This window comes from Komagataeibacter saccharivorans (assembly GCF_004348195.1).
Lineage (GTDB): Bacteria > Pseudomonadota > Alphaproteobacteria > Acetobacterales > Acetobacteraceae > Komagataeibacter > Komagataeibacter saccharivorans.
In genome coordinates, this window is sequence record NZ_CP036404.1 from 13,262 (window position 1) to 25,776 (window position 12,515).

General features: G+C 63.7%; 10 protein-coding genes. 6 read left to right on the forward strand and 4 right to left on the reverse strand.

Annotated features, from left to right (window positions below):
* Positions 1-31: 31 nt before the first annotated feature.
* Positions 32-2,656: a cation:proton antiporter gene (locus tag KSAC_RS00060; protein ID WP_132303428.1), complete on the forward strand. Its 2,625-nt coding sequence runs from the start codon at positions 32-34 to the stop codon at positions 2,654-2,656.
* A 312-nt stretch (positions 2,657-2,968) separates the two neighbouring features.
* Here the strand turns inward: KSAC_RS00060 and KSAC_RS00065 are convergent, their stop codons facing one another.
* Together KSAC_RS00065 and lysA are read right to left on the reverse strand one after the other, a co-directional pair.
* Entirely contained in the window at positions 2,969-5,716 is a 2,748-nt protein-coding gene (locus KSAC_RS00065) for a DUF4175 domain-containing protein (protein WP_132303430.1), read from the reverse strand.
* Positions 5,713-7,083 carry a diaminopimelate decarboxylase gene (gene lysA, locus KSAC_RS00070; RefSeq protein WP_132303433.1) on the reverse strand — a complete coding sequence of 457 codons (1,371 nt, stop codon included), beginning with the start codon at positions 7,081-7,083 and terminating at the stop codon, positions 5,713-5,715. The genes KSAC_RS00065 and lysA overlap by 4 nt, the downstream gene beginning before the upstream one ends.
* Before the next feature lie 79 nt (positions 7,084-7,162).
* Between lysA and KSAC_RS00075 the strand changes: the two genes are divergently transcribed.
* Complete coding sequence (locus KSAC_RS00075; RefSeq protein ID WP_132303435.1) at positions 7,163-7,561, forward strand: cytidine deaminase; 399 nt, start codon at positions 7,163-7,165, stop codon at positions 7,559-7,561.
* Between the two features lie 10 nt (positions 7,562-7,571).
* Here KSAC_RS00075 and KSAC_RS17155 read toward each other — a convergent pair whose 3' ends face one another.
* Together KSAC_RS17155 and argH are read right to left on the reverse strand one after the other, a co-directional pair.
* A complete protein-coding gene (locus tag KSAC_RS17155; protein WP_165927249.1) occupies positions 7,572-7,742 on the reverse strand; it encodes a hypothetical protein in 171 nt (56 codons plus the stop codon).
* Positions 7,739-9,166, reverse strand: coding sequence for an argininosuccinate lyase (gene argH / locus KSAC_RS00080; RefSeq protein WP_102324325.1), 1,428 nt, complete (start codon positions 9,164-9,166; stop codon positions 7,739-7,741). The genes KSAC_RS17155 and argH overlap by 4 nt, the downstream gene beginning before the upstream one ends.
* A gap of 231 nt (positions 9,167-9,397) precedes the next feature.
* Between argH and KSAC_RS00085 the strand changes: the two genes are divergently transcribed.
* The 4 genes from KSAC_RS00085 to dnaQ are packed head-to-tail and all read left to right on the forward strand — an operon-like array spanning position 9,398 to position 12,442.
* A complete protein-coding gene (locus tag KSAC_RS00085; RefSeq protein ID WP_132305988.1) occupies positions 9,398-10,246 on the forward strand; it encodes an N-formylglutamate amidohydrolase in 849 nt (282 codons plus the stop codon).
* 11 nt (positions 10,247-10,257) lie between these two features.
* Positions 10,258-11,124 (forward strand): shikimate dehydrogenase, encoded by an 867-nt coding sequence (locus KSAC_RS00090; RefSeq protein ID WP_132303437.1) that lies wholly within the window; start codon positions 10,258-10,260, stop codon positions 11,122-11,124.
* Positions 11,125-11,135: 11 nt separating this feature from the next.
* Positions 11,136-11,765: a dephospho-CoA kinase gene (coaE, locus tag KSAC_RS00095; protein ID WP_132303439.1), complete on the forward strand. Its 630-nt coding sequence runs from the start codon at positions 11,136-11,138 to the stop codon at positions 11,763-11,765.
* Positions 11,762-12,442, forward strand: coding sequence for a DNA polymerase III subunit epsilon (gene dnaQ, locus KSAC_RS00100; protein ID WP_110547232.1), 681 nt, complete (start codon positions 11,762-11,764; stop codon positions 12,440-12,442). Before coaE ends, dnaQ begins: the two co-directional genes overlap by 4 nt.
* Positions 12,443-12,515: the final 73 nt, after the last annotated feature.

Below are 12,515 nucleotides of genomic sequence, written 5' to 3' on the forward strand. Positions count from 1 at the left end.
TTATGATATGGCCGAAAGTTGAGGGTTTTGAATGGAGATAGCGGGTCTGGCAGCAATTCTGATGGCTATTGCCGTGCTGCTTGTTGTGGTCAGCGCGGTCCAGCCGCTTGCCCGCCGTCTGGAACTGTCGGAAACCGTTCTGCTTGCCATCGTGGGCATCGTGATCGGTGGCGCGGCCGATCTGGTACTGCGCAATACCCATCTGGAAATTTTCAGCGGCGCTGCGGAAACGCTTCTGGATTTTCCGCTTAACAGCGAAGCCTTCCTGCTGATCTTCCTGCCCATACTGGTGTTTCAGGGCGCGCTGGGCATTGATGTGCGCAGGCTTGCGCATGAAACCGCTACCGTCCTGCTTCTGGCCGTCGTGGCCGTTGCCGTCTCCACCGCCACCATCGGGTTCGCGCTCTATCCCTTTGCTGGTGTGCCGCTGGCGGTGTGCCTGCTGCTGGGCTCGATCGTAGCGACGACGGACCCATCCGCCGTGGCGGGGATATTCAAGGAAATCGGGGCCGCCAGCCGCCTGACCCGCCTTGTGGAGGGGGAGGCGCTGCTGAATGACGCCGCTGCGATTTCCATTTTCACCATCCTGCTTGGCTCCATCACCTCGCATCACAAGATCATGCTGGGTGGCGCGGTGCTGGAGTTCCTTGTCTCCTTCATCGGCGCCCTGATTATCGGTATCGTATTCGGGCGGCTCACGCTCATGATGATCCCCGCACTGGGTGCAGCCCCGGCGGCGGAGGTGACGCTGACCGTGGCGCTGCCTTACCTGTCTTACATCGTGTGTGATGAATTCCTCGGTTTTTCAGGCGTGGTGGCGACGGCGGCTTCGGGCCTGACCATTTCCATTTACGGTCCGTCCACCTTCCGGCCCCAGACGTGGCGGTTCCTTAACGAACTATGGCAGCAGCTTGTCTTCTGGGCGGGATCTCTGGTGTTCGTGCTGGCATCCATGCTGGTGCCCCGCCTGCTGGTTGGCATGACGCGGTGGGACTGCGTGCTGATCCTGCTGGCCGCCGGCGCAGGGCTGCTGGCCCGTGGGGCCGTGGTGTTCGGCATGTTGCCCATCCTTGCTGCCACCAAGCTGTCACCGCCCGTGCCGACACCGTTCAAGGTAACGATGGTATGGGGTGGATTGCGTGGGGCCATTACGCTGGCGCTAGCGCTGGCCGTGACGGAAAACGAGCACGTCTCCAGCAGCATCGCGCATTTTATCGGTATCATCGCAACGGGCTTCGTGCTGATTACGCTGTTCGTGAACGGGCTGTCGCTGCGGTATCTGGTGCTGTTCCTCAAACTGGACCAGCTACCTGCCATCGATCAGGCGTTACGGCACCAGATCCTTGCCATCGGGCTCGGAGAAGTGCGCGACCAGACGCGTGAGGTCGCGGGTGAACTGGGCTTCTCCCCTACCGTAACCGGCACGGTGGTGGATGTGCTTGATCGCCGCGTCCATGCGGAAGAACAGGCCAACACATTCGATACCGCGCTGGGTGACCGGCAGCGCGTGACGCTGGCCCTGATCGTCATCGCCAACCGGGAGCGTTCCATCCTGCTGGACCTGTTCCGCATACAGGGCCTGTCGCGGCGGGTGATGGAAACGCTTCTGCGCTCCGCCGAGGCGATGGTCGATGGCGCGCGTCTCGAAGGGCGTTTCGGCTATGTACGCGCGTTGCGGCGCAGGTTGCGGCCATCGCTGCGCTTCCGCATCGCGCAGATGATCCATCACCGTTTCAATTTCGATACGCCGCTCATGTACTGCATGACGGAACGCTTCGAGATGCTGATGATCGCCTATTTCGTATCCCTGTCGCTGACGCGCTTCATGCGCCAGCGCATGGAGCCGACACTGGGCCACCGTATCAGCGAGATCGTGGGCGAAGTGCTGGACCGGCAGTGCAAACTGCTAGATGAAGCGCTCCAGACCCTGCGCCTGCATTATCATGGATATTCCGAGGCACTGGAAAACCGGATGCTGCGCCAGATCGCCCTGCGTCTGGAAGAGGAAAAATACGATACGCTGATGTCCGAATCGCTGCTGAGCGAAGAACTGCACCGCGAACTGCACCGCGATGTCGGTCATCGGCGCGAGCAGCTTGATTTCAGGCTGAAATTCAACATCCGCGCCGGTATTGAAAGCCGTATCCGCAACTTCCCCCTGTTTGAAGGGGTTGCCGATGGTGTGTTGCATGACATCGCCATGAAAATGTCCCTCCACTTCACGTCCCCCGGTGAACGGCTGTACCGGCAGGGGCAGAGCGTGCGCACGGTCTATTTCATCAGTGCCGGACTGGCGGAAACCCATTTCCCCAAACATGATGTGCGCTTCGGCGCAGGCGCGGTGCTGGGTGCGGAAGAAGCGATTCGTGGCGGGCGCGTGGTTGCGACCTGCCGGTCGTTGCAGTTTGGTCACTTCATGACCATGAGCGCCCGGGATTTCTGCAAGCTGGTTGCTGATTATCCGCGTATCGGGGAAAACCTTGAACGGATCGTGCAGGCCTGTGCCAAGGGTGAACTGCCCGATGCGGCCCTGCTGCCGCAGGATGGGGAGGCGGAAGACGTTGCCACGCCTTCATACGACGCTATCGCCCTGGCCACGGCACCGGTCAACCGGGCGATCCCCGTCAAGCAGGATAGTCAGGCGACCGATGCCTGACATTCATCCCGCGTAATAGACGCCTGCTGAAAGCCTGGAGCTAAGCGCGGGTGTGTTCGATCCGGCGCGGCGGGAAAAGAGAACCTTGATAAAAAACAGGACAGGTTTTGGGGTGCCGCCTTTTTTCAAAAAGGCGGCGTCTTTCGAAGCTTTTTGAAAAAAGCTTTACCAAAAAACTTCCTTCTGCATTCCAGACAGATATCTGCGCGTGCGAGATAGATGAAACCCCGGTGAGGGAAACGGTATGCAGGCGCCTGTGTTCCGGATTGCTACCGCCGGGGCTTCTGGTGTGAAAGCAGGGGCTACGGACCTTCAGAAGGCCCGTAGCAGACGATCAAGATATTCCAGTTCTTCTGGCGGGCGGGTGCGGTCGGAATCGCGGCGGCGCAGTTCCTGTTCAATCTCGCGCGCCCGTTCGCGGCTGGCGTTGTCGGGCACATGGGTTTCGTTATCCATGCCCATGTGGGAATCACCCGTCTTGCGTCCCAGGGGATCACGGTCATTCTTGTCCGTGGCCTGCTGGTCGTCATCATCCTCATCGTCCTGATCGCTGGGATGGATGCCACCGCTGCCCTTGCCGCCTTTGCCATTTCCGCCTGATGCCATGGGCAGGAAAACGGTCATGCCGCCGCGCGCGTTCTGGTTGCGCATGGACTGGCGCATCTGCTGGTCGCCCTGCTGCAGATCGGCCAGCACTTTTTTCTCCGCCCCCGCCGCGTCGGTGTCCTTGCCTGCGCCAAGGGCGGCGCGGACGGCTTTCATATCCGTCTGTGCCCTGTCCAGCGCAGGCGTATCCTTGCCGCCCGCCTGTTTGAACTCATTGCGCAGTTCATGCAGGGCACGGGCAAGGGCATGCTGCACGGCCCGGTCGGCATGCTGCTGCATGGTGCGGGCTTCAGGGGACATGCTTTCCGGTGGTGGCGTCGTGGTGGGAGCCGGTGCGGGCGAAGGCGCGGCATCGGGGGGCGTAATGCCCAACTGGCGCAGCAGGTCGGCCGTGGAAAGGGTGGACAGGTCGGAGCCATCCTCGTCCATATCGGTCTGGCGGCGGGCGGCATTGCGTTCCTGTTCGCGCTGTTCCTGATCAATGCGTGACTGTGCGTGATCGAGCAACTGGGACTGGCGCGTGGTCAGATCGCGCAGGTCACGGCGCAGTTCGCGTGCCTGCTGGCGGGCCTGCATCTGCTGGGCAAGCTGGGCCATGTCCTGCGGGGTGGCGTTACGCATGCCTTCGGCCATGTCCTCCATCTGCTGGAGTTTCTGCATCGCGTCCGCATCGCGGCCATTGGCCGCGTCATCCTGCAACTGCTGCATCATGCGGCCAAGGTTCTGTTCACCCCGCATTGTCATTTCCGGGATGGCGGGCATGGCCGAATGTTCCCGCATCGCCTGTTGCGCCAGTGCCTGCATCTTGCGCGAAAGGGCATCCTTGAGGGCCTGCATGCGGTGCTGGAGTTCCGCCTGCTGGTCCGCGCCCTGACCGGCGGCCCCCATCTGGCGCATATGTTCAAGCTGTTCGCGCACGGCTTCCTGCGCCGCCTGTACGCCGAAATCGGCCTGTTCGTTATTTATGTCGTGGCGCTTATGCTCGATATCGAGTGCAAGAAACCACAGTCGTCCGGTTGCCTGCGCAAGGGCGTATTCATCGCTTACGTCCTCGCTATCCAGCACGGCTGCCGTACTGGTCAGGGCCAGCATGAAGCCTGCCTGATGCGTCAGCACGGTGTCGGTCTGTCCCAGCGCCAGCAGTTCCCGGCTGCCCTGTGCCCGGTTTTCCCGATGCAGGGCCATGCGCTTGCGGATATCAAGTATCGCCTTGGCCACCGGATTGGTGAATGAACGTGCCCCGATACGTATGCGGATGGGGGTGGATGTCGCGGTGACATTGCTGCTGCTGGTGGCCACCAGCCGGGCTGTCACCTCTTCTCCCGCCCACGGATTTTCGGACAGGTCAGGTGTCGCCACATCATCCGCCACGCGCGGATGACCATTGAGCGGGATCGGCACGGAGGTGATGAGCTGTCCGCTATCAGGCGCAATCAGTTCCGCATGCAGGCTGGCGATACCGTAGGGCTGCGATACATGATAGGGCAGGCGGGTCCGCCATTCGCCCTCATGACTGCCCGGGTCTTTGCCCCACGCGATTTCAGGCGCGGGGTTGGGCGTTACCTTCAGGTTCCATTGCGCCAGCGTGCGCCCACGGCCGCGCAGGGTCAGCGTACCGCTGCCCAACAGGGGCGATTCGGTATTCCAGCTTGCCTGTCCCAGCGCATGGAAGGTATGCGCGCCCATGACCGGTTGCCGACCGTCGCGCCGCACCCGCAGGACGGGCCTGCCGTTCAGCCCGTTCAGCGTTACGGTCAGTTGCGCGCCCGCTGGCACGGTTGCGTCCGTATGGGCGGCGTCAAGAAAGACCGGCGCGCCGGGGGCGTAAGCTGGCATGGTGATCCATGCATTGACCTGTGGCGCGGGAGTGTCCGCATCATCCACGCCGGGCACGAAGGCTGCCATGATCCGGCTGGGAGCATGACCACCCGTCCATAACAGACCACCTGCCAGCAGGGCGGCAAGAAGGGGTGTAGCCTGCCACCCGCCGGTTGTGCGCAGGTTCGGGTGCGGCCAGCCGCCACGCAGTCGCCCCAGTGATGCGGCGGTGCGCTGCAGATGCACCTGCCACAGATAGGCGATCTGTGGCGTGGTCGCGTTGGCAGGATGGTCCTGCAATGTGCTGAGTTGCTGGCCGGACAGGCCCGATGCACGTTCCACCCGCCGGTCGGTTTCGTGTGCGGTAGGGGGGCGGATACGCTGCCACTGCCGCCACGTCGCATAGGCCGTGCCGCCAAGGATCGCTGCCAGGACAAGACCGTGCAGCCCATCGGGCATGGACTGGAGCAGGCGCGTAAGCCCCAGCGCCGCAATACCCATGACAGCATTGGCGGCAGGCAGCATGAGCGGCCACAGCCGCTCCACCCACAGGGCACGCCGGGCCTGCTGGCGCGCATGGGCCAGACGTCGCGGCAGGGTGCCGCCGGGCTGGGTGCTGTCCTGCCCCGCTGTCATAGGCCTCCGCCAGCGGGGAGGAGCGCGGTATCCACCCATTCGGGAATGCGGTCGGCACCCCACAGTTCTTCCGTCTGCTGACGGTCGCGGATGACGGACCAGCGGTTGCCATCCACCATGACCTGTGCCGCCAGCGGGCGGGCGTTATAGGTTGAACTCATGACCATGCCATAGGCGCCGCAGTCCAGTAGCGCGAGCCGCGAACCGGCCTCCATATGTGGCAGGCTGCGGTCATGGCCAAAGGTATCGCCGCTTTCGCATACCGGTCCCACCACATGCACCTGTTCGACCGGCGCGAAGGCTTCCGAGGGTGAAAGCGGCAGGATTCCATGCCACGCATCGTACAGGCTGGGGCGCATGAGGTCGTTCATCGCCGCGTCCAGCACAAGGAAGGGGGGCATGCCGTCATAGCCGGATTTGCGCAGGATGACGGTGCTGAGCAGCACCCCGGCAGGCCCGGCCAGCCAGCGGCCCGGTTCAATGGCAAGGCGTGTGCCCAGATGGCCAAGTTCGGCATGGATCGCGCTGGCAAGGGCTTCGGGCGCGCCCTCGCTTTCATCGCGGTAGGAAATGCCAAGCCCGCCACCGCAGTCCAGCACGTCAACCGCAAGACCGCGCGCGCGGATGGTGCGCACCAGTTCCGCAAGCTTCGCGTAGGCGCTACGGTAAGGCTGCATACGGGTGATCTGGCTGCCGATATGCATGGCAAGCCCTACGGCGCGGATGCCGGGCAGGGCTGCCGCATGGGCGTAAAGCTCCGCCGCGCGGTTGTAGGGAATGCCGAATTTGTTGGTGGCAAGGCCCGTGGTGATCTTGGCATGGGTACCGGCATCCACATCGGGGTTGATGCGCAGGGCAACCGGCGCATCCAGTCCTTCATCCACGGCAACGGCGGAAAGAAGATCGAGTTCCTCCGCACTTTCCACATTGATCTGGGCAATGCCCGCGCGCAGGGCCAGCCGCATTTCATCAGCCGTCTTGCCAACGCCCGAAAAGACGATCCGGCATGCGGGGATGCCTGCCGCCATGGCCCGGCGCAGTTCGCCACCGCTGACCACATCCGCCCCGGCCCCTTCGGCGGCCAGTACGCGCAGCACGGCCAGATGATCGTTGGCCTTGACGGCGAAATGGATCGAGACAGGGGTGTCCGTTCCCTCGAACGCCGTGGCCAGCCGCCGGTAGCGTGCGCGCAGCGTGCCCGCGCTCATGACCCAGGTGGGGGTGCCCAGCGCATCCGCAATGGCATTAAGGGGCACGTCTTCCAGCACAAGCCCGTCCACGGCATGCATGGACAGCGCCGGACGGACGGCCAGAAGATCGGAAACGGAGGGGTCCTGTCCGGGACAGGTGAGGGGAGCATCAGCCATGATGGCCGCTACGATACCGCCTTGCTCCGCCGCTTCCAAGGTGCTTGACGCATGAAAGGATGGGAAGCACAAATCAGTCATGGAAAATGACCCTCTTGTGCAGGCGGCGGTAGAGGTAAGGCTGCGGGCCTACGCCCCGTATTCACGCTTTCAGGTTGGCGCGGCGGTCGAGACAGCCGATGGCAGGATGTTCGCCGGGTGCAACGTGGAAAATGCGGCCTACCCGGAAGGGACCTGTGCCGAGGCAGGCGCCATCGCGGCCATGGCAGCAGCGGGCGCGCGTGAAATCCGGCGCGTGGTGGTGTGTGGCGGACTGGATACGCCCTGCACGCCGTGCGGTGGATGTCGGCAGAAGATCAGGGAATTCGCAGCCCCCGATACCACGGTCACCATGGTATCGCCGCAGGGAGGCGTGCTGCTGGTGCGCACGCTGGCGGACCTCCTGCCCGACAGTTTCGGGCCGGGCAGCCTGTCCTGACCGCGCGGTATCAGCGGTCGGGGCTGGGATAGCTCCTGTAATACCCATCTGACCGCGCGGGCTGATGGGGCGCGCCGATGCGCCCGCAGGCGTCAAGCGTTGTGGCCATGGCCGCCAGCACGCCCACCATCAGCATGATTCCGGCGATCCGCCCGCGCAGGATGGCAAGAAGGTGCATCATTCCGCCCCCAGCGTTTCCAGCCAGCGTGCGGACTGGGCGCGGACGTTATCTGCCGCCGTGCCGCCATGGCTGGTGCGTGACGCGATGGAGGAATCGACATCCAGCACCGAAAAGATATCTTCGGTAATGCCGGGTTCTTCCGCCTTCATTTCCTCCAGCGTCAGGTCGGCAAGACCCACGCCCTTCGCTTCCGCCTTGCCAACAAGCCGTCCGGTCACGTGATGGGCGGTGCGGAACGGCACCCGGAGCACACGCACCAGCCAGTCGGCCAGATCGGTTGCGGTCGAGAATCCCGACCCCGCATAGGCCCGCATCTGCTCCGCATTGACGCTGAGGTCACGGATCATGCCGTCCATCGCAGCAAGGCTGAGTGCCGCGGCATCCGTCGCGGCGAATACGGGTTCCTTGTCTTCCTGCATGTCCTTGGCATAGGCCAGCGGCAGACCCTTCATGACCGTCAGCAGCCCTACAAGCGCGCCGGTAATGCGCCCACCCTTGGCGCGGACCAGTTCCGCCGCGTCGGGGTTGCGCTTCTGCGGCATGATGGACGAACCCGTGGTGAAGGCGTCCGACAGACGGATGAAGGAGAAGGGGGCGGAACACCAGATCACGATCTCCTCCGCCAGACGGGACAGATGTACCGCCATGATCGACAGGGCGGAGAGGTATTCCAGCGCGAAATCACGGTCGGATACGGCATCGAGCGAGTTGGCTGTCGGGCGGTCGAAACCAAGGGCGCTGGCCGTCATTTCCCGGTCGATGGGGAAGGAGGTCCCTGCCAGGGCTGCGGACCCCAGTGGCGATTCATTCAGCCTGCGCCGGGCATCCAGCAGCCGCCCCCGGTCGCGCGCCAGCATTTCCACATAGGCCATAAGGTGATGGCCGAAGGTCACGGGCTGGGCGGTCTGCAGGTGGGTGAAGCCGGGCATGGGGGTGGCAGCATGTTCCGCCGCGCGCCGCGCCAGTGCGCGCATGAGGGATGCGGCCTGCTGGTCAAGACCATCAATGGCGTCGCGTACCCACAGGCGGAAATCGGTCGCCACCTGATCGTTGCGTGACCGCGCGGTATGCAGGCGCTTGCCTGCCTCGCCAATCCGGTCGGACAGGCGGGCTTCGATATTCATGTGAATATCTTCCAGCGCCGTGCTGAATTCGAACGTGCCCGCCGCGATCTCGCGCCCGATTTCATCCAGCCCTTCGGTAATGGCGCGGGCATCGGCGTCGGAAATGATGCCGGTTCTGGCCAGCATGGCGGCATGGGCCTTGGAACCCGCGATATCCTGCCGCCACAATGCCTGGTCAAAGCCGATCGAGGCATTGATGTCCTGCATGATCGCGGCCGGCCCCCCGGCGAAGCGCCCGCCCCACTGCGCGTTTGCTTTCTGCGCGTCCTGATCCGTCAGCTTTTTCGCGTTCCCCGGCATCCTGTGTTCCAGCTACCCCAAGTGTGATGAAGGATTATATATGGCATCATGCCATGGCAGCCGCACCCTACCGGTGTGATGCGTCCGACACAATCTTTGCTGTGGCCCGTTGCTCCGGTGCATCCGTCCCGTCATGCAGGGGGAGGGTTGCGGCGTGGGGTCTTTTACTCATGCCGTGGGGACTGTAGGGTCATGTTTCAACCCGCCCATGGCATAGGACGCCCCGCCACAATGCAGCATGCAGCCCCTGCGCAAGAGCCGTCACGTCTGCTGACGCAGGATGATCCGGCACCCGTCATCCAGTTCGGCACCTCGGCCATCGGGGCGCAGGCGCTCCCTTCCGGTCTGCCTTTCGTGCTGGTCAGCGACCATGCCGGTCGCGCCATTCCCGCCACGCTGGGCGATATGGGCGTAAGCGACCGGGACCGGGATCGTCATATCGCCTGTGATATCGGCATGGCCGAAACCGGGCGGCTGCTGGCGCAGGAACTGGACTGTGTCCTGATCGAACAGGCGTATTCCCGCCTTGTCATCGACTGTAACCGTGCGCCGGGACATCCGACATCCATCGTGCGGCATAGTGATGGCACGGTCGTGCCCGGCAATGCCGACATTACCGCCCATGAGGAAGGCCGCAGGGTAGAGGAGATATTCCTGCCCTATCACCAGCGGATCGGGGCCGAACTTTCCGCCCGTCTGGATGCGGGCCTGCCCGTGGTGCTGATTTCCCTGCACAGCTTTACCGACCGCATGAACGGGCAGGCGAGGCCATGGCATACGGGGGTTCTGCACAACCGTAACCCGGCCTTCGGGCTGCGGGTGCGCGACCTGCTGCGTGCGGAAGAGGGACTGGTTGTGGGAAGCAACGAACCCTATGCCCTGACGGATGTGAGCGATTATACCGTGCCGGTCCATGCCGAAGGGCGCGGTCTGCCCTATCTGGAAATCGAGATCCGGCAGGACCTGATTTCCGGGCCGGAGGGACAGGCGGAATGGGCGACGCGGCTTGCGCGTATCCTGCCGCAGGCATGGCAGGAGTTCAGCGGTCAGGCCGTGGGCGCGCGTAAACAGACAGCCTGATGGAAAAGATAATGGAACAGAGGCCGCGTATCGACGGGCATACCCTTCTGGCCGGGGTGATCGGCTGGCCGGTGGCGCATTCGCGTTCCCCGCTCATGCATAATTTCTGGCTGGAAAAAAGTGGCGTCAACGGGGTGTATGTGCCCCTGCCGGTGGCGCCGGGGCAGTTTGAGACCGCCGTGCATGGCCTGCGGGCAGCCGGTTTCCGGGGCGTGAACGTGACCATCCCGCATAAGGAAGCGGCCTACCGGATCGTGGACCGGCTGGACCGTTCGGCTGAACGCTCCGGTTCGGTCAATACGCTGGTCTTCGCCGAAAACGGGACGATTGAAGGATATTCCACCGATGGTGACGGTTTCGTCGCCAATGTCGAGGCGCATGGCATTGAAGTCGCTGGCGGCCGTGCCCTGCTGCTGGGGGCTGGCGGTGCGGCGCGCGCCATTGCCGCAAGCCTGCTGGACCGGGGGGTAAAGGTCATTGTCGCCAACCGCACCCGTGCGCGTGCGCAGGCGCTTGCGGCCTCCCTTGACGGGATAGAGGTGATTGACTGGGAACAGGCCGGGCAGGCCCTTCCGTCATGCACGCTTCTGGTCAATACGACCTCCATCGGCATGGAAGGGGTGGCCGGCGGGGCTTTCCCGTTCAGTCTGGAACAGGCCAGCCCTGATCTTGTGGTATGTGACATTGTCTATGTACCACGACAGACGGCCCTGCTGGAACAGGCTGCCGCACGGGGGCTGCGCACGGTTGATGGGCTGGGTATGCTGATCCATCAGGCCGGGGAAGGCTTTCGCAAATGGTTCGGCGCGGTGCCGGACATGGGACCGGAGGTCGAAGCGCTGCTGGATGCCGACCTGCGGCGTGCCCGCGCGGGCTGATCGGACGGGCAATGCGCGTACTCGGGCTTACCGGCGGGATCGGTATGGGCAAGTCCACAACCGCCGCCATGCTGGAACGGGCGGGCGTGCGGCTGTTCGATGCCGATGCCGTGGTCCGCGCCCTTCAGGCCCCGCATGGGCGTGCGCTGCCTGCCATTGAAAATCTGGTGCCCGGTTCCGTGCGGGACAATGTGCTTGACCGGGGGGTATTGCGACGCGCGGCCCTGTCCGATCCGGCTGTCATGCGCGGGCTGGAGAAAATCATCCATCCCATGGTCAGTGCGGCGCGGCGACAGTTCCTGCAACGCGCCCGGCGTGATGGATGCCGCTGGGTGGTGCTGGACATTCCGCTGCTGTTTGAAACCGGGGCGGAGCGGTTGTGTGACCGTGTCGCGGTCGTCAGTGCGCCTGCACCAGTGCAGCGCGCGCGCGTGCTGCGCCGTGGGCGGATGACACCGGCCCAGATCGATGCGGTGCTGGCGCGGCAGATGCCCGACCGGCTGCGACGGCGTAAGGCGGATGTGATTATTGAAACCGGCCTGTCACGTTTCAATACGGTGCGACAGGTCCGGCGGCTGTTGCGCGCCATGCGTGAAGATACGCCCATCGCATGGGCGCAGGCCAGAAGGAAGTCAGCATGAAGCGTTCCATCCTGTTCGATACGGAAACCACCGGGCTTGATCCGCTCAAGGGTGACCGCGTGATTGAAATCGCGGCGCTGGAACTGATGGGCGACCTGCCCACCGGCAACAACTTCCATGTGCTGATCGATCCCGAACGGGACGTGCCCGAGGAAGCATCCCGCGTGCATGGCTTCACCCGTGCCGACCTTGAAGGAAAGCCCAAATTTGCCGAGATCGCAAAAGGGTTTCTGGATTTCGTCGGCGATGATGCCCTGATCGCGCATAACGCACGCTTCGACTTCGGCTTCCTTAATGCGGAACTTGGGCGGGCCGGGCTGCCGGAACTCGACATGGGGCGCATGGTCGATACGCTGGACATGGCGCGCGAACGCTTTCCCGGCATGCCCAACAGCCTCGATGCCCTTTGCCGCCGCTTTTCCATCGACCTGTCCGAACGTACGACCCATAACGCCCTGCTGGACTGTCGGCTTCTGGCCGCCGTCTATCTGGAACTGACCGGTGGCAGGCAGCGCGGGCTGGGGCTGGCGGTGGAAGAAGGCAGTGGCGGCATCGCCACCTATACCTATGCGCGTCCCGCAGGCCACCAGCCGGTGCGTGTCCAGCCGACGGAAGCGGAAATCGAGGCCCATCAGGCATTTGTGAAGCGATTATCCGATCCGCTGTGGCTGGCATGAGGATACGGCATGTAACAAAGGGTTGGTCAGCCAGCCCGTCTGGGTTAGGGTCGGGACGTTAATCGTACCGGAT

What these genes read in the sequence shown, in the direction of transcription:
- lysA (WP_132303433.1), bottom strand. Translation starts at nt 7,083, where the DNA reads ATGGCTGATGCTCCCCTCACCTGTCCCGGACAGGACCCCTCCGTTTCC.
- dnaQ (WP_110547232.1), top strand. Translation starts at nt 11,762, where the DNA reads ATGAAGCGTTCCATCCTGTTCGATACGGAAACCACCGGGCTTGATCCG.
- KSAC_RS17155 (WP_165927249.1), bottom strand. Translation starts at nt 7,742, where the DNA reads ATGATGCACCTTCTTGCCATCCTGCGCGGGCGGATCGCCGGAATCATG.
- KSAC_RS00085 (WP_132305988.1), top strand. Translation starts at nt 9,398, where the DNA reads ATGCAGCATGCAGCCCCTGCGCAAGAGCCGTCACGTCTGCTGACGCAG.
- KSAC_RS00075 (WP_132303435.1), top strand. Translation starts at nt 7,163, where the DNA reads ATGGAAAATGACCCTCTTGTGCAGGCGGCGGTAGAGGTAAGGCTGCGG.
- coaE (WP_132303439.1), top strand. Translation starts at nt 11,136, where the DNA reads ATGCGCGTACTCGGGCTTACCGGCGGGATCGGTATGGGCAAGTCCACA.
- KSAC_RS00060 (WP_132303428.1), top strand. Translation starts at nt 32, where the DNA reads ATGGAGATAGCGGGTCTGGCAGCAATTCTGATGGCTATTGCCGTGCTG.
- argH (WP_102324325.1), bottom strand. Translation starts at nt 9,166, where the DNA reads ATGCCGGGGAACGCGAAAAAGCTGACGGATCAGGACGCGCAGAAAGCA.
- KSAC_RS00090 (WP_132303437.1), top strand. Translation starts at nt 10,258, where the DNA reads ATGGAACAGAGGCCGCGTATCGACGGGCATACCCTTCTGGCCGGGGTG.
- KSAC_RS00065 (WP_132303430.1), bottom strand. Translation starts at nt 5,716, where the DNA reads ATGACAGCGGGGCAGGACAGCACCCAGCCCGGCGGCACCCTGCCGCGA.